17 protein-coding genes are annotated in these 15564 nt (G+C 64.3%); 5 read left to right on the top strand and 12 right to left on the bottom strand.

Features of this window, described 5'->3' with window-relative positions:
- Position 1: 1 nt before the first annotated feature.
- Entirely contained in the window at positions 2 to 877 is an 876-nt protein-coding gene (locus B4383_RS01490; protein WP_078287662.1) for an SAM-dependent methyltransferase, read from the top strand.
- On the opposite strand, the gene B4383_RS01485 is transcribed toward B4383_RS01490, so the two are convergent.
- The 3 genes from B4383_RS01485 to thyX all read right to left on the bottom strand — a co-directional run bounded on the left by B4383_RS01485 (position 874) and on the right by thyX (position 4263).
- Entirely contained in the window at positions 874 to 2565 is a 1692-nt protein-coding gene (locus B4383_RS01485) for a ribonuclease J (protein WP_078287661.1), read from the bottom strand. The two genes, B4383_RS01490 and B4383_RS01485, sit on opposite strands and share 4 nt — an antisense overlap.
- The gene (gene dapA / locus B4383_RS01480; protein WP_078287660.1) at positions 2566 to 3441 is read right to left on the bottom strand and encodes a 4-hydroxy-tetrahydrodipicolinate synthase; all 876 of its coding nucleotides are present in this window, start codon (positions 3439 to 3441) and stop codon (positions 2566 to 2568) included.
- Between the two features lie 69 nt (positions 3442 to 3510).
- Positions 3511 to 4263 (bottom strand): FAD-dependent thymidylate synthase, encoded by a 753-nt coding sequence (gene thyX, locus B4383_RS01475; RefSeq protein WP_078287659.1) that lies wholly within the window; start codon positions 4261 to 4263, stop codon positions 3511 to 3513.
- Positions 4264 to 4363: 100 nt separating this feature from the next.
- Here thyX and B4383_RS01470 point away from each other — a divergent pair, with 100 nt between their 5' ends.
- Together B4383_RS01470 and B4383_RS01465 are read left to right on the top strand one after the other, a co-directional pair.
- On the top strand, positions 4364 to 5056 hold the full coding sequence (locus tag B4383_RS01470; protein ID WP_078287658.1) for a hypothetical protein: 693 nt from the start codon (positions 4364 to 4366) through the stop codon (positions 5054 to 5056).
- Between the two features lie 22 nt (positions 5057 to 5078).
- Entirely contained in the window at positions 5079 to 5621 is a 543-nt protein-coding gene (locus tag B4383_RS01465) for a YceI family protein (protein WP_078287657.1), read from the top strand.
- Here B4383_RS01465 and B4383_RS01460 read toward each other — a convergent pair.
- The 9 genes from B4383_RS01460 to dapB all read right to left on the bottom strand — a co-directional run bounded on the left by B4383_RS01460 (position 5584) and on the right by dapB (position 12433).
- Entirely contained in the window at positions 5584 to 6807 is a 1224-nt protein-coding gene (locus B4383_RS01460; RefSeq protein ID WP_139360477.1) for a crosslink repair DNA glycosylase YcaQ family protein, read from the bottom strand. The genes B4383_RS01465 and B4383_RS01460 overlap by 38 nt on opposite strands.
- The gene (locus tag B4383_RS01455; protein ID WP_078287846.1) at positions 6804 to 7469 is read right to left on the bottom strand and encodes a thioredoxin domain-containing protein; all 666 of its coding nucleotides are present in this window, start codon (positions 7467 to 7469) and stop codon (positions 6804 to 6806) included. The genes B4383_RS01460 and B4383_RS01455 overlap by 4 nt, the downstream gene beginning before the upstream one ends.
- A gap of 8 nt (positions 7470 to 7477) precedes the next feature.
- The gene (locus B4383_RS01450) at positions 7478 to 7984 is read right to left on the bottom strand and encodes a dihydrofolate reductase (RefSeq protein WP_078287656.1); all 507 of its coding nucleotides are present in this window, start codon (positions 7982 to 7984) and stop codon (positions 7478 to 7480) included.
- Entirely contained in the window at positions 7981 to 8781 is an 801-nt protein-coding gene (locus B4383_RS01445) for a thymidylate synthase (protein ID WP_078287655.1), read from the bottom strand. Before B4383_RS01445 ends, B4383_RS01450 begins: the two co-directional genes overlap by 4 nt.
- A gap of 74 nt (positions 8782 to 8855) precedes the next feature.
- Positions 8856 to 10133 (bottom strand): acyltransferase, encoded by a 1278-nt coding sequence (locus B4383_RS01440; protein ID WP_078287845.1) that lies wholly within the window; start codon positions 10131 to 10133, stop codon positions 8856 to 8858.
- Between the two features lie 180 nt (positions 10134 to 10313).
- Positions 10314 to 10784, bottom strand: coding sequence for a hypothetical protein (locus B4383_RS01435; RefSeq protein ID WP_078287654.1), 471 nt, complete (start codon positions 10782 to 10784; stop codon positions 10314 to 10316).
- A 10-nt stretch (positions 10785 to 10794) separates the two neighbouring features.
- Positions 10795 to 11247 carry a flavodoxin family protein gene (locus B4383_RS01430; protein ID WP_078287653.1) on the bottom strand — a complete coding sequence of 151 codons (453 nt, stop codon included), beginning with the start codon at positions 11245 to 11247 and terminating at the stop codon, positions 10795 to 10797.
- Positions 11244 to 11705, bottom strand: coding sequence for a hypothetical protein (locus B4383_RS01425; RefSeq protein ID WP_078287652.1), 462 nt, complete (start codon positions 11703 to 11705; stop codon positions 11244 to 11246). Before B4383_RS01425 ends, B4383_RS01430 begins: the two co-directional genes overlap by 4 nt.
- A complete protein-coding gene (gene dapB, locus B4383_RS01420; protein ID WP_176138382.1) occupies positions 11705 to 12433 on the bottom strand; it encodes a 4-hydroxy-tetrahydrodipicolinate reductase in 729 nt (242 codons plus the stop codon). The genes B4383_RS01425 and dapB overlap by 1 nt, the downstream gene beginning before the upstream one ends.
- A gap of 476 nt (positions 12434 to 12909) precedes the next feature.
- Between dapB and B4383_RS01415 the strand changes: the two genes are divergently transcribed.
- Together B4383_RS01415 and B4383_RS01410 are read left to right on the top strand one after the other, a co-directional pair.
- Positions 12910 to 13185, top strand: a complete 276-nt coding sequence (locus B4383_RS01415; RefSeq protein ID WP_078287843.1) for a hypothetical protein — start codon at positions 12910 to 12912, stop codon at positions 13183 to 13185.
- Positions 13186 to 13307: 122 nt separating this feature from the next.
- Positions 13308 to 15557, top strand: a complete 2250-nt coding sequence (locus B4383_RS01410; protein ID WP_078287651.1) for a SulP family inorganic anion transporter — start codon at positions 13308 to 13310, stop codon at positions 15555 to 15557.
- Positions 15558 to 15564 lie beyond the last annotated feature (7 nt).

Here is a 15564-nt window from a genome sequence, read left to right as displayed (position 1 = left end):
CATGGCACGGACAAACCCGGCAGCACAGACCGCGTACGGCCCCATGGCCATCGCGGCGATCGAGCAGCATGAACCGCGCGGGTCCCGGATCGTCCATGACGATCTGGCCGCCGCAATCCTGCCCGCCGGATTGCGCTGGTTTGTCCGTGTCACAGCCTGGACGACGCTGCGCAACCTGTTGATCAGGCTGGCAGAGCGAAGCGGCCGGGGCGCCTGGTCGATATTCGTGTGCCGTAAGCGCTACATCGATGACCAACTCGCCTCATGGGCAGACTCAGTGGAATCGGTAGTCAATGTGGGCGCCGGAATGGACACCCGCGGATGCCGACTGGCCCGAACCTCACCGATACCGGTGTACGAGGTCGATCAGCCGGTAAACATCGCGGCCAAGCGGCGCACGATCCAGAAGGCAGTCGGCGCACTGCCGCCGTCGGTGCTCCTTGTTCCCGTCGAGTTCCAGCACGACAACCTGGGCGACGCGTTACACCGGGCCGGGCACGACGTCACCGCACGCACCTTCTTCATCTGGGAGGGCGTCACGCAATACCTTCCCGAACCGGCGGTCCGGTCCACACTGGACTACCTGAGCACGGCCGCACCGGGCAGCCGTCTCGCCTTCACCTACGTGCAAAGCGATTTCATCGATGGCTCGAACCTGTACGGGAACACGATCCTGTACAAGAGGTTTCGTCTACGCAGCCAGGTATGGATGTTCGGTCTCGCGCCCGATGCGGTGGCACCCCTGCTCGGCGAGTACGGCTGGCGGGTCGTCGAGGATGTCAGCGGTCCCGAGTTCCAGGAGCGTTACCTGACACCCGCTGGACGTGACCTCTCGACCACCGAACTGGAACGGACTGTGCTCGCCGAAAAGATCTAGCCGACGGTCAGCACGGTTGGCACGATCATCGGCTGGCGGCGGTACTTCTCGCCGACCCACTTGCCCACCACGCGCCGCACAGCCTGCGCGATGCGTCCGGTATCGGTAACCGACTGTTCGGCAAGCGAATTCAACTCCGCGATGACGAGTTCGGTCACCGGGTCGAGTGCCTTGGCATCATCTGAGAAGCCGCGTGAGAACAGCTGCGGCCTGCCGACGGCACGCCCGTCGCTACGCACCGCGACGGTGATCGCAATGAACCCACCGCCACCCAGGGCCACGCGCTCCCCCACAGTGACATCGGATACGTCACCGTCGACCAGACCATCGACAAACATCTTGCCCACCGGTACACGGCCGGAGATGCGAACGCGCTCGTTGTGCAGATCGACGCTCACACCATTCTCCGCCAGCACGATTCGGTCATCGTCCACACCGGTTTTGACGGCCAGCCCAGCATTGGCGCGCAGATGCCGCCAGGTGCCGTGCACCGGCATCACATTGCGTGGCCGCACCGCGTTATACAGATAGAGCAGCTCTCCCGCGTAGGCATGGCCCGAAACATGGACCCGCGCATGGGTATTCGTTACCACCCGGGTGCCCACCTTCGCGAGAGAGTCGATGATGCCGTAGACCGCCTCCTCGTTTCCGGGCACCAACGACGAGGACAGGATGACCAAATCATCGGTGGTGAGTGTGATCTGGCGGTGGTCGCCCCGCGCCATCCGCGAGAGCGCAGCCATCGGCTCACCCTGTGTACCGGTGGTGATCATCACAACCCGTTGCGGTGCAAGCTCGTTCGCGACTTCCACGTTGATGAGATTGCGGTCGTCGATATCGAGGAAGCCCAAATCGCGGGCGATGCCCATGTTGCGCACCATCGATCGGCCCACCAATGCGACGCGGCGGCCGTGCGCCACCGAGGCGTCGATAATCTGTTGCACTCGGGCCACATTGCTGGCAAAACACGCGATGATCACTCGGCCGCGGGCGGTCTCGATGAGCCGGTTGAGCGTCGGAGCGATCTCACTCTCCGACGGGCCCACCCCGGGAATCTCGGAGTTGGTGGAGTCGACGAGGAACAGGTCGACTCCCCGATCGCCCAGCCCGGACAGTCCGGGCAAGTCGGTCGGGCGGCGGTCCGGGGGCAGCGGATCGAGCTTGATATCGCCGGTATGCAGGACGGTCCCTGCCTCGGTGTGCACGGCGATGGCGAGGGCGTCCGGAATGGAATGGTTGACCGCGAAGTACTCGCATTCAAAGGCGCCGTGGGTGGACCGCTCCCCCTCGGCGACCTTGACGAACCGCGGGGTGATGCGGTGTTCCCGGCACTTGGCCTCCACCAGCGCCAGCGTGAACGCCGAGCCGACGACGGGGATATCGGGGCGCATCTTGAGCAGGAACGGGATAGCCCCGATGTGATCCTCGTGCGCATGCGTGAGGACCAGCGCCTCGACATCGTCGAGACGATCTTCGATAAGTCGGATATCCGGGAGGATCAGATCCACGCCGGGCTCTTCATGGCCCGGGAACAGCACTCCGCAGTCGATGATGAGCAGACGGCCGCGAAGCTCGAAAACCGTCATGTTGCGGCCGATTTCGCTGATACCGCCGAGTGCCGTGACCCGCAGCGCGCCCTCGGCGAGCGGTCCGGGCGCACGCAGGTTATCGGGTGGTGTTAGAGCCACCTACAGCACCCCGGCAGCGCGCATATCCGCGGCCAATCCCTCGATCTGTTCCGCGCTCGGCGGGACATTCGGCAGACGAGGATCGCCAACCTCGATGCCCTGCAACCGAAGCCCGGCCTTGATGGCACCCACGGCACCCAGACGTCTACAGGCCTCGGTCACCGGCGCAACCTGCGCATTGAGCTTGCGGGCTGTCTCTACGTCGCCGGCGTTGTAGGCGGCCAGCAACTCACGCAGCGGCCCCGCGACGAAATGCGATATGACGCTGACGAATCCGACCGCTCCGACCGACAACCAGGGCAGGTTCAGCGGGTCGTCACCGGAGTAGTAGACGAGATCGGTACCGGCGATGATCTGGGCACCACCGTGCAGATCGCCCTTGGCATCCTTGACCGCCACGATGTTCGGGTGCGCGGCGAGCTCACGGATGACATGGAAGTCGATCGGGATGACCGAGCGCGGCGGAATGTCGTACAAGATGACGGGCACATTCACCGCGTCGGCGACTGCGGTGAAATGTGCCAGCAGCCCTGCCTGCGAGGGCCGAGAGTAGTAGGGCGTGACGACCAGCAACCCATCGGCCCCGGCGGCCTCGCATTCCCGGGAGAGCTTGATGCTGTGGGCGGTGTCGTAGGTGCCGGACCCCGCGATGATGCGTGCGCGGTCACCCACGGCGGCCACCACCTCGCGCAGCAGGGTCAGCTTCTCGGCGTCGGACGTAACGGGAGACTCGCCGGTGGTGCCGGAGAGTACGAGCCCATCGCACCCGGCGTCGACCAGATGCGCGGCCAACCGGACCGCGGTATCGACGTCAAGGGCGCCATCGGCATCGAAAGGGGTCACCATCGCGGTGAGCACGGTGCCGAGCCGCGCCACTGTTTCACCTGCTGTCACGGCATGAGAATACCCGCCGCGACCAAGTGAATATGCCGTGACCCGTGTGTCTTATCCCTCGTAAACCAGCGGGGAGATCGCGACCTCGGTGCCATCGGCCAGGTTTGCGATGTCGAAGTCGCCAAAGATCGACGGCGCCAGGTCGGCGAGCTGGCGCAGGCAGGCGATCGCCAGCCGGCGAATCTCCACGTCGGCGTGCTCGCTGGCGCGCATCGCGATGAAGTGTCGCCAGGCCCGGTAGTTCCCGGTCACCACGATGCGGGTCTCGGTGGCGTTGGGCAGCACCGACCGGGCCGCCTGTCGCGCCTGCTTGCGCCGCAACACGGCGTTGGGGACGTCGGCGAGCTTGGATTCCAGCTTCTCCAGGAGCTCGACGTAAGCCGCACGACTGGCATCGGTGGCCTTACGCAGCAGCTCCACCAGCTCGGGGTCATCCTCGACAGCAGGCGGTAGCACCACGTTGGAGTCCGCCTCGGGGACAAATCGCTGCGAGAGCTGCGAGTAGGAGAAGTGGCGGTGGCGGATCAACTCGTGCGTGCACGAACGGGAGATTCCCGTGATGTAGAAGGTGACCGAGGCGTGCTCGAGCAGCGAGAGATGTCCCACCTCGATGACGTGGCGCAGATAGCTCTCGTTGGTGGCGGTGCGCGGGTTGGGCTTGGACCAGCTTTGATAGCAGGCCCGGCCGGCGAATTCGACGAGCGCCGGGCCGCCGTCGGCATCGGTACTCCAGTCGATATCCGGAGGTGCGATGAAGTCGGTCTTCGCTATCAGCTGCACGCGCAGCGGCACTATCTCTGCCACGCGCCACACCCTATCGGCGGTCGTGACCGACCAATCACCAGCACAGGCCCGCCATCATTCTCGATATGCATTCGGCAACTTCCCCAGCTAACTTTGACGTGTGCGCATCCTCGAATGGCAAACCGGCGATCGAGATGAGCTGCGAGTCTTCATCCGCCAATACCTCATCGCCGGCTTCTGGTCGCGGGACCAGATAGAAGAGTCTGTCGCCGAGTGGGTGGACGATTCCGGGCAGGTCGATCCCGACGAGGCCGCGGCACTGGTGCGGCAGATGTGGAACGAACGTCTCGCCGAACAGGCGACGTGGGCCAACACCGGCGACTACGGCCGGCTCCAGTACACGTTCGCCCACCTGGAATCCGAGGGCATCCTCGCGCGCATGTGCTTCGCCTGCTGCAGAACCTGCGCCACCTCCGAGATCGACTTCGAGCGCACCATCAATCCGGATCCGCCTGATTGGTACCGCTACCAGCAGTGGGCGTACACCTATTTCCACGAGCAGGATGCACTGCGCCTGGCCGACGACAATCCGATTCTTTACCTGGGGTACAGCGCGTTTCGCGCGCACCCCGGGTTGCCGACAGACCTGCTGGAGGCCTATCAGCGCAGCGATCCGAGCGCCGAGGCCCAGGTTCACGAACGTACCGATGCCACCGTCGGCCGCCGAATTGTGCAGCTGGCCCAGCACTTCGGCCTCAACACATCGTGGTCCGGGTCGGGGAAGACCAGGATCGAAGTGCATGCCGATCAGTGGCGCAAACCGCTGCCGGTCGGCTCCCCGCCGGCACGCTAGACGGCACCTTTACGATCGGCCGGTGAGTTCCTGGACGCTCGGACCCGAGCACGGCACGCTGACCCTGCGCACCGGCGTCGCCGGACGCGCAGCACGTATGGGCCACCGTCTCTCCATCGTCATGGACTCCTGGACCATCTCCGTCGAGGAAGCCGACGGCCAACCATCGTCCGCCGAACTTGTTGTCGGCGTGAACTCGCTGCGAGTCGACAGTGGCGAGGGCGGGCTGACGCCGCTGAGCACGCCAGAGAAGGCGGTCGTGCGAGTCAACGCGCTGAAGACACTGGATGCCAAACGATTTCCCACTATCGAGTTCCGTGCCGAGAAGATCACTGAGGCGGTCGCCGGCTACCGCATGCACGGTTCCCTGACCATTCACGGGGTAACTCAGGTTGTCGATATCGACCTTGCTGTTATCGAAGACGGCGACGGCCAGCAGCTGAGCCTCACCACAGAGGTGTCACAGCGGGCCTACCAGGTGAAGCCGTTTTCGATGGCGATGGGATCGCTGAAGGTCGCCGACCTGGTCACCGTGTCGTTCGAAGGACGCCGCCAAGGGGCTTGACCACGTCACCGCGCTTCCCGACGGCGACTCCCTCAAGACCGAGCCACGACGCCATGGTGCGGAGCTGTTCGGCCAACGGCCCGGCGATGCGCGACGGATCCTGCCCCTGTTCCGCGAATGCCCCGACGACATTGAGGATCCCGGCGCCGCGATCGGCCTTGAGGTCGACCCTGCCGACGAGATGCCCGTCGAGCAGAAACGGCCAGACGTAGTAGCCGTACTGCCGCTTGGGCGCCGGTGTGTAGATCTCGATGCGATAGTGAAAGTCGAAGAGGCGCTCGACCCTGGGGCGGAAGAAGATCAGCGGATCAAAGGGACACAGCAGCGCAGTGCCACGGTCCACGCGTGGAATCGTCTGCCCGACGTCCAGATAGGCAGGTGCGCTCCACCCGTCGACGACCACCTTCTCCACTTCCCCCGCTTCGGCGAGCGCGGCCAATGCCGGTTTGATCTGTCCCGCCGCGAGCCGGAAGTAGTCGCGGATATCAGCCTCGGTTCCCAGGCCCAGCGCACGCACCGCGCGACGCGTGAGTTCCAGTACCGCCTCCTCATCGGAGACTTCACGCTGGTAGATGTCAGCGGGAATCACCTTGTGTGCCAACTGGTAATGCCGCGAAAACCCTACGCGTTTATCGGTGGTCAGCTCTCCCGAGGAGAACAGCGCTTCGGCAATCCACTTGGTCTCGCTGCGGTCCCACCACGGGCCTTTACGGCCCGGCGCCTCCCTTTCCAGGTAAGCCTCGATCTGTCCGGCTGTGCACGGTCCGAGCTCGGCGACGGCCGCGAGTACCTCCTCAACCAGGCGCGGATTCTCCTCGACGAACTTTCGCGCCCACCGCCCGTGTTGGTACTCGCGCATACGCCACCGCATCAGCGGCCAGTCCTGGATGGACATCAGCGCCGCCTCGTGCGCCCAGTACTCGATGAGCAGCCGTGGCGTGCGCGCGCTGTGAGTCCAGGCGGCGTCGTCCAGAAGCGCGCGATCGTAGGGCCCGAGCCTGCTGAACACCGGCGCATAGTGGGCACGTACCGCAACAGATACCGAATCGAGTTGCAGCACCTGGATTCTGGAGATGAGCTTGCGCAGGTGTGCACGGGTCACCGAGGTCGCTGACGCACCGGTGAAGCCCTGCGCCGCGATCGCGATGCGACGCGCCTGTGTGACGTTCAGTGTCGAGCGACTCACCGCGTTCCCACAAGGCGGGCCAGCCAGTCGGCGTCGGAGGGATCAACCATCTCCCCCGAGCTGTCAATCACGGCGGGGACGCCGCCCAGGCCGTGATCTGTCAGCTGCTGCTCATTGCCCGCCGTCCGCTGGCGATCGGCATCGGTGACCTGAAGAGATGAAATCTCGTGCAGCACATCGCCTGTCACTCCGGCCCCGGCGGCGATTTCACTGATCTGCAGATTGGTGAGGTTCCCCATGCCCTCGGCTGGTTGTCTTCGGAACATCTCACCGATGAAGCCCAGAATCACTGGGTCCGCGGCACCCGAGTTGTCGATCAGGAACAGGGCGGCCGCGGCCCGCGACGAGTAGTCACCGCTGACCGAGATCGGGTCCAGAAAGCTCACCGGTCGATAGGTGACCTGCAGTCGCCCCTCGGTGACGTACTTCGTGATCTCCTCGCCGTATTCGGCTTCGAATCGCTGGCAGAACGGGCATTGGAAATCGACGAACACGGTAATCCCCGTGGCGACATCACCGGCGCCACCTACCGTCACACCGGCGCCCTGGCCGTTCCCCCAGCCCGCGGCTTCCGCGGGAGCCGACGCGGTGCCGTCAACGACGCGGCTGCAGCCGGTGAGCACCAGCACCGCGGTGGCCAACACGATGGCCACCCGGAGCAGCGTATGCCTCACACGTCGGCCTTCCGGTAGCTCAGGAACTGGTATCGCAATCCGGATGCACTTGTCTGCCAATCACTTTTGTCACCAGCGCAGTCCTCGACCACCCAACTCTCGTCGAGTTCCGGCGCGAGCGCATCGCCCGGCACATCGGCGTCCACCACGGTCACCTCGCATCGCTGCGCCAAGGGCAGGAACAGCCGGTAGATCTCCCCGCCTCCGATGACCCAGGGGGCCTCATCAGAGGCGGCCAATGCGGCGTCCACGCATCCGACGGCCAGCGCGTCGTCCGGTTCGAACAACGCATCCCGGGTCAGCACGATATTGGGCCGCCCCGGCAGCGGGCGAACACTGGCGGGCAACGACTCCCAGGTCTTGCGCCCCATGATCACCGTGTGCCCCATGGTGATTGCCTTGAAACGCGTCTGATCTTCCGGTAGCCGCCACGGTATGGCGCCATCCGCACCGATGACGCCGTCGCGGGATTGTGCCCAGATCAGCCCGATGGTTCCCGTCATACCGCGACAGGCGCCTTGATGGCGGGATGATGCTGATAGTTCTCGACCGTGATGTCCTCGTATTCGTAGTCGAAAATCGAATCACGCTGCGCCAGAATCAGCCTCGGATACGGATAGGGATCGCGGCTGAGCTGCTCGGTCACCTGCTCGATGTGGTTGTCGTAGATATGGCAGTCACCACCGGTCCACACGAAGTCGCCCACTCCGAGCCCCGCCTGCGCCGCCATCATGTGGGTGAGCAGCGCATAGCTCGCAATGTTGAAGGGAACCCCAAGGAATAGGTCGGCGCTGCGCTGATACAGCTGGCAGCTCAGCTTGCCGTCCGCGACATAGAACTGAAAGAAGGCGTGACAGGGCGGCAGTGCCATCTGAGGAATCTCGCCCACGTTCCAGGCCGAGACGATGTTGCGGCGCGAATCGGGGTCGGTGCGCAACAGGCCGAGCGCAGCACTGATCTGGTCGATGTGCTCCCCCGACGGGGTGGGCCAGGATCTCCATTGCACCCCATACACCGGCCCCAGCTCGCCTGCCTCCGATGCCCACTCGTCCCAGATGGTGACCCCGCGCTCTTGGAGCCAGCGGACGTTGGACTCGCCGCGCAGGAACCACAGCAGCTCGTAGATCACCGACTTCAGATGAACTCTCTTGGTGGTGATCAGCGGGAAGCCGTCGTCCAGGCGGTAGCGCAGCTGGTGTCCGAAGACGCTGCGAGTGCCGGTGCCGGTGCGATCCGACTTCGGTGTGCCCTGGTCGAGCACGAGACGCAACAGATCCTCGTAAGGAGTGGGAACGGGCACGCAGCTAGCTTACTTCCCGGCTCCGACGATCCCGGGGCCCCGACGCACCGAGAGCGCCCTGCACAGAGCGCCTTCTACCGTTTCGCGAGTGCGTCAACCCGCGCGACGATGTCCGCGCGCAGCGCGCCCACCTGTGCGTCGGTAAGCGACTCGGCGGGGAATTTGCACACGATGGTGAACTCCTCGCCGATGGAGTAGACCTCGTAGCGGGATGCCTGCGGCCCGGGTGCACCGTCGGCGATCGTGGTTGGCGGTGTTGTCAGCTGAGCGTCGAAGTCTTCCAGGATCAGGTCCGGTGGCAAGGGTGGGATGGGCAGAATTCCCGGATTGGTGATCCGGATGAACGGCCCGAAATCCCCCGCCAAGAACCCGTCACCGATGTGGTGCACGCTCTGCAGGAGAAATCCGCTGTCGATGTCCTCGGTTATTTGACGCGCCACCTCGGTGCCGATCTGCACGGCGTCATCGTCTATGCGGACCATTACTTGACTTCGCGCGATCATGATTCCGTTGGCGATCTCACCGAGTTCGGCGGGAGGCGTCAGGTGCTTGCGATAGTCCACGAGCGACTCGAAGCCCAGGTTCACCGGCACGCCGTCATCGACGGGGATCAACGCACGTTCCGCAAGGGCGATGACACCGGTGATGAGCGTGTTCACGGTCGTGTGGCATTGCCGCGCCGCCGTGCGCAACGCCGCGGAGATCTCGGGGTCGAAGCGTTGCTTCCAGCCCAGCACGGTTCGCGGCACAGTGGGGCTTTCCTGCCGCTGACCGCCCCAGGCCGTGGCACCGAACCAGTGTTTGACCGGAAGGGTGGTGCGCAGCAAGCCGCGACTCTCCATCGCGTACTCCGGAGCCACCGGAATCGGCTGGCGCTGCGGCTGCGGAGCTTGGCCCGTCGTCACGATTCGGGTGTAGAGCTCCCACAATTCGTGGAAGTAGACGTAACTCAGGCGAGCATCCGCGATCGAATGATCCACCCCCACCGCGACCGCGCTACCGCCGTCCCGCGGATGGACCAGGACCGCCAACGTTCCATCATCGAGCGAGAGCACCGGCAGTGTCGCGACATCTTCGAGCGGCTCAGCCAGTAAAGAGACCACGGAAGCTCGTACCGGCTCGGTGGTCACCCGAAAGCGGCGGCCAACGGGATCGACCCGTGCCGCGAGGAAAGGGTGCTTACGTTGCAGAGCCGTCGCGGCCGCGCTCAATGCGGCTACGTCCAGGTCGCCCCGCAGCCAGGCCACGTACCAGATGGTTGTGTACTTGCGTAGATGATTCAATTCCGACTCTGCCACCGAGAGCATCCGCTGAACATCAACGATTTCGGCCGTGCGTAGTGTCGCGTTCAAGGCAAATTCCGATTTCATATGGACTGAATAGATGAGCGTTATTCTATGTCCATCACATGGATACTCCACGTATCCAGAGATTCAGCTCTATTAATATCTCGTAATCTCTGAAGTCCGATTTAACAGACTAAATCGAATATGACAGATTCGAATTCGCCGGTGAATTACCGGGCCCTGCGGTTACGAGGTTCCCGAGGATCGATGTCGCAATCTTCCACCCAGGCCGTGCAGTCCGCGCAGCGTCGTGCGCAGCGCATAGAACCCCGCGACCAGGGTCAACGCCAGCATCACCAGGAACATGACCAGCCAGTTGGTCCGGGTGTGTTCGACGTTCCACCAGATCACGGTGAACAGAACAGCCCCGACGAACACCAGGATGTCGCGCCAGCCGCCGCCATAGGAGAAAGCGGCCTCACGCAGTGAACGTCCCCGATCGGTGCCGGCGATCAGATCGTCGATCCGCTGATCGATGGTGCGCTGGAACGCGGCGCGACGTTCGGTCTGCTCCTCGGGGATGCGATCGAGCAGATCGAGGTCTTTGGCGATCAACGCCCGAAAGTCTGGGGGCTTGAGATTGCCCGCTACCGCTCCCAGCAGAGCACCTCCGGCAATAGGCGCGGCTCCCAGGGCAAGTTCGGCAAGTCCGGGCATGCCAGTCTCCTCAATGCATCAAGATCGCGGCGATCGTGCCGCCAAGGTTATAGGCCTGCTCGCGCACGGATGCGTTGATCGGCCCGACCACCTCGAGCACATCGGCGGCCTTCTCCAGGGCCAGCCCGGTCGCGATCTTGTCCACCGCGGATGCCGCGCCCACCGTGTCGTTGTTGCCGTGCACCCACAGGCCGTAGGGGCGGGCGGCGACATGGTCCAGGCTCGGGTAGTAGACGGTGTCGAAGAAGTGTTTGAGGGCACCCGACATGTATCCGAAATTCGCGGTGGTGCCAAACAGGTACCCGTCGGCCTCCAGCATGTCGGGGATCGTCGCGGCAAGAGCGGGCCTGGCGACCACCTCGACTCCGGAGATGTCGGGGTCCCTCGTGCCCGCCAGCACGGCCTCCAACAATTCTCGGGTCGCCGGCGACGGGGTGTGGTGCACCACCAGCAGACGCCTCATCCTGTCGCGTCCTGCTGCATCTGCACCGCGGTGCGCATGGTCTCGCGCGCACGGCCCCGGTCTCCCGCGTAGTCATACGCGCGCGCCAACCGGTACCACCCCACCCAATCGTCGGGTTCTGCCTCGACCTCCGCCTTCACGGTCGCGAAGAGTGCGTCGGCGTCCTCGCGATTGACGCGCCCCGACGGCGTCCTGCGCACGGCGCTCACATCGAGATCGCGCCCCAACTCGGTGGCCAGACCTGCGAGCCGCTGATGCGCGAACCCTGCGCGCAGGGTGGCGATCATCGCCCACGCACCAATGAACGGAAGGATCAGCACGCCGATACCCATCCCGATCGCCGCGGGCTTTCCGCTGTCGATCAACGCGACACCCATCCGGCCCAGGATCAGGAAGTAGACGACCATCGCCGCGCACATGAACGCGATGAGGATCTTGATCCGGGCGGCGGCGGACACTACAGCTCCAGCAGGGGCTCGATGCCGATCGTGAGGCCGGGCCGGGCCGCGACATTGCGCACAGCCAACAGCACACCCGGCGCGAAGGACGACCGGTCAATGCTGTCGTGGCGGATGGTCAACGTCTCACCGGTAGTCCCGAACAGCACCTCCTGATGGGCAACAAGTCCGGCGACGCGCACCGCGTGCACCCGCACGCCATCGACATCGGCGCCGCGAGCTCCCTCGATCCCGGTGCTGGTCGCATCGGGGCTCGGCGGCAATCCCTTACGCGCCTCGGCGATCAGCCGTGCGGTGCGCGTGGCCGTTCCCGACGGGGCGTCCGCCTTGTTGGGGTGGTGCAGCTCGATGACCTCCACCGATTCGAAGAATCGGGCGGCCTGCTGGGCGAACTTCATCGACAGCACGGCGCCAATCGCGAAATTCGGGGCGATCAGCACTGCCGTTCCCGGGCTGTCCGCCAACCAGGTACGCACTTGATCCAACCGCTCGTCGGTGAAGCCGGTGGTGCCGACAACCGCGTGGATACCGTTGCCTATCAGGAACTTCAAATTGTCCATGACGACGTCTGGATGGGTGAAGTCGATGACGACGCGGGCGGCGGTCAACGCCTCCAGCGAGTCGTCCTTATCCACGGCGGCCACCAAGTCAAGATCGTCTGCCGCCTCAACGGCCTGACACATGGCTTGGCCAACCTTGCCCTGCGCTCCGAGCACTCCGGTCGCGATGTTAGTCACGCCGGTCACCCTAAACCTCGACGCCACGACAACGGATGCGGCGCCCGACTACAAGCGCCAAAATCGCGCGCGTCAGGAGGGCGGTGTTGCCACACCGTCGGAAGTTCACCAGCACACCACGCGGGATTCACTCGAGCTACGCAATGTCTATCACTTGATCGATTTGCCAGGCGAATATGTCAACTCCTGGTTGAGCCCCTTTTTTGGTCCAACGATCGGGTGTAATCCTGGTCGTCCGAGCAACCAGCTGTGACGGTAGTCACGACTCTGGCTACCATTTGCCGGGGTCACGGCGCGCTCTCAGGTTCCTCTCAGAAACATATCTCTAGCTGCGATACGACCAGTTTGAGGCCCGCACTGGTACTCTGGAACCCATGTCGGGCCGCAAGCGATACGCGCGTGTGGGTGGTGTCGCGATTGCCCTCCTTGCGACCCTGTGCTTCCTCGGACCGGCCACACATGGGCAGATGTTCGGCTGGCGAACAGCAGTCATCGGAACTTCGCCAGCATCGAACCTGCTGCCGGAAGAGGTCCACGAGCACGTCAAGAGCCCGCTGAGCGCGACCGTTACGCGGATCCGCCAGCAACCCACCTCGCTACCGGTTCCGGCCGCGATCGTGATGACAGTGCTCTTGGGCGCCAGCTTGTTGGCGCTCCTGGCCTCGCGGGGCTACGTATTCTCACGAGCCCCCGATAATTTGGGACGACAACGCCTTATCACCATCGGGATAAATCGACGCTGAGCCGTCGCCCTGACGGCAATGACGCCGTCATACGCGTCTCATCCGCAGATCTATCCATTTCGTCGCGCACGCGCGTTTAGCCGCAGCTGCCGCGACCCTTCATCCCGATAGGGCTTACTGTCATGACGACTTCCGTCACCGAGCAGGCTTCGAAGCCGTCGTTACTGCAGAATCTGCGGCACGACCTCCCGGCCTCCCTCGTCGTATTCCTCGTCGCGCTGCCGCTTTCGCTCGGTATCGCGATCGCCTCCGGAGCCCCGCTGATGGCGGGTCTCATCGCGGCCGTGGTCGGTGGCATCGTCGCCGGCGCCATCGGTGGTTCACCGCTACAGGTCAGCGGCCCGGCCGCCGGCCTGACCGTCGTGGTGGCCGAGATCATCAACAAGTTCGGCTGGCAGATGACCTGCCTGATCACCATTGGTGCGGGCCTGTTGCAGATCTTGTTCGGCTTGAGCCGTATCGCCCGCGCGGCGCTCGCCATCGCGCCGGTCGTGGTGCACGCCATGCTCGGCGGTATCGGTGTGACCATCGCGCTACAGCAGATCCATGTCCTCATGGGCGGCGCATCGCAGAGCTCCGCGTGGCAGAACATCAAGGCACTGCCCCAGGGCGTCCTCAACCATCACCTACCCGACGTGATCATCGGCGTGATGGTGATCGCGATCCTGCTGCTGTGGCCCAAGCTGCCGCCCAAGATTCGGATGATCCCCGGCGCCCTGATTGCGATCGTGACCGCGACCGCCTTCGCCGTCCTCACCAACTCCCCGGCCGAGCGGATCTCGCTGTCGGGTGACTTCTTTGACGCACTCAGCCTGCCGACCCTGACCGGGCCTGCCAATGGCGACTGGGCCGGAGTGCTCTTGGGTGTGCTGACCATCGCCCTCATCGCGAGTGTCGAGTCGCTGCTGTCCGCGGTCGCCGTCGACAAGCTGCACACCGGCCCCCGGACCAACTTCGATCGCGAAATGATCGGCCAGGGCAGCGCCAACATGGTGTCCGGCTTCCTCGGCGGCCTGCCCATCACCGGCGTGATCGTCCGCAGCTCCACCAACGTGGCCGCGGGCGCGAAGACTCGTGCTTCGGCCATCCTGCACGGCATCTGGGTGCTGCTGTTCGCGTCGCTGTTCAGCAGCGTCGTGCAACTCGTCCCCAAGGCGGCGCTCGCCGGCCTGCTGATTGTCATCGGCGTCCAGCTGGTCAAGTTGGCTCACATGAAACTCGCCTGGCGCACAGGCGATTTGGCTGTCTACGCCATCACCATGGTCAGTGTCGTGTTCCTCAACCTGCTCGAAGGTGTCGGCATCGGACTCGTGGTGGCCATCGGCATCCTCGTGGGCCGGGTCATGCGGGCGCACATGGACGCGCGCCCGTTCGGCACCGAGGGATCACGGCAGTGGCATGTCGAGCTCGACGGCACACTGAGCTTCCTGTCGCTGCCCCGGCTGACCAAGACACTCAGCACGGTCCCCCCGGGCGCACATGTCACGCTGGCGATCAATGCCGACTACGTCGATCACGCCATCTCCGAGGCCATCGCCGACTGGAAGCGCGCTCACGAGGCCGCGGGCGGCACCGTGATGATCGTGGAGTCCTCACACGCCAAGCTGCACCACGCCCACACCACCCGGCCACAGCGGCATTTCGTTTCGCGCGCTGTTGGTTTGGTGCCGTGGCGGTCGTGGCGTCGCAGCGAGAACGACGGTGCGGGCGCGTCGATCATCGACGGCATCAACGAGTACAACAACCGCGGTTCGGGTGCTTTGCGACCCCATGTCAGTGAGCTGGCCGACTACCAGGATCCCGATGCGCTGTTCCTTACCTGCGGCGATTCGCGCATCCTGCCCAATGTGATCACGGCCAGTGGTCCCGGCGACCTGTTCACGATCCGCAATGTGGGAAATGTGGTGCCCACCGATCCCGCCGATGGTTCGGTGGACGCATCGCTCGACTTCGCGATCAACCAATTGAACGTGAGTTCGGTTGTGGTATGCGGACATTCCTCATGCGGAGCGATGAAGGCACTGCTGACCGAATCGACCGATACGCCCACCACTCCGGTGGGACGCTGGCTCGACTACGCCCGCGACAGCCTCATCGCATTCCAGGAATACCACCCGGCACGGTCCAGCGCCGAGGCGCACGGATTCAACGAAGTCGATCAGCTCGGCGTCGTGAATGTGGCAATCCAGGTGGAACGCCTTATTCACCACCCGATCCTGGCCGGGGCCGTGGTATCCGGACGGGTGCGCGTGGTCGGCACGTTCTTCAACATCGCCGAAGCACATGTGTACGAGGTGGATGAGAACGGGATCGTGGGCCAGGACGGCAGCGCTAATGACGTCGTGGAGGATCCGGCACCGGCAGCCAGCTGATCGGCGA

Origin of the sequence: Mycobacterium sp. D16R24 (genome assembly GCF_002013385.1) — a bacterium.
GTDB lineage: Bacteria > Actinomycetota > Actinomycetes > Mycobacteriales > Mycobacteriaceae > Mycobacterium.
Note: the sequence above shows the minus strand (reverse complement) of the source record. Positions and strands in the feature narration are given on the sequence as shown.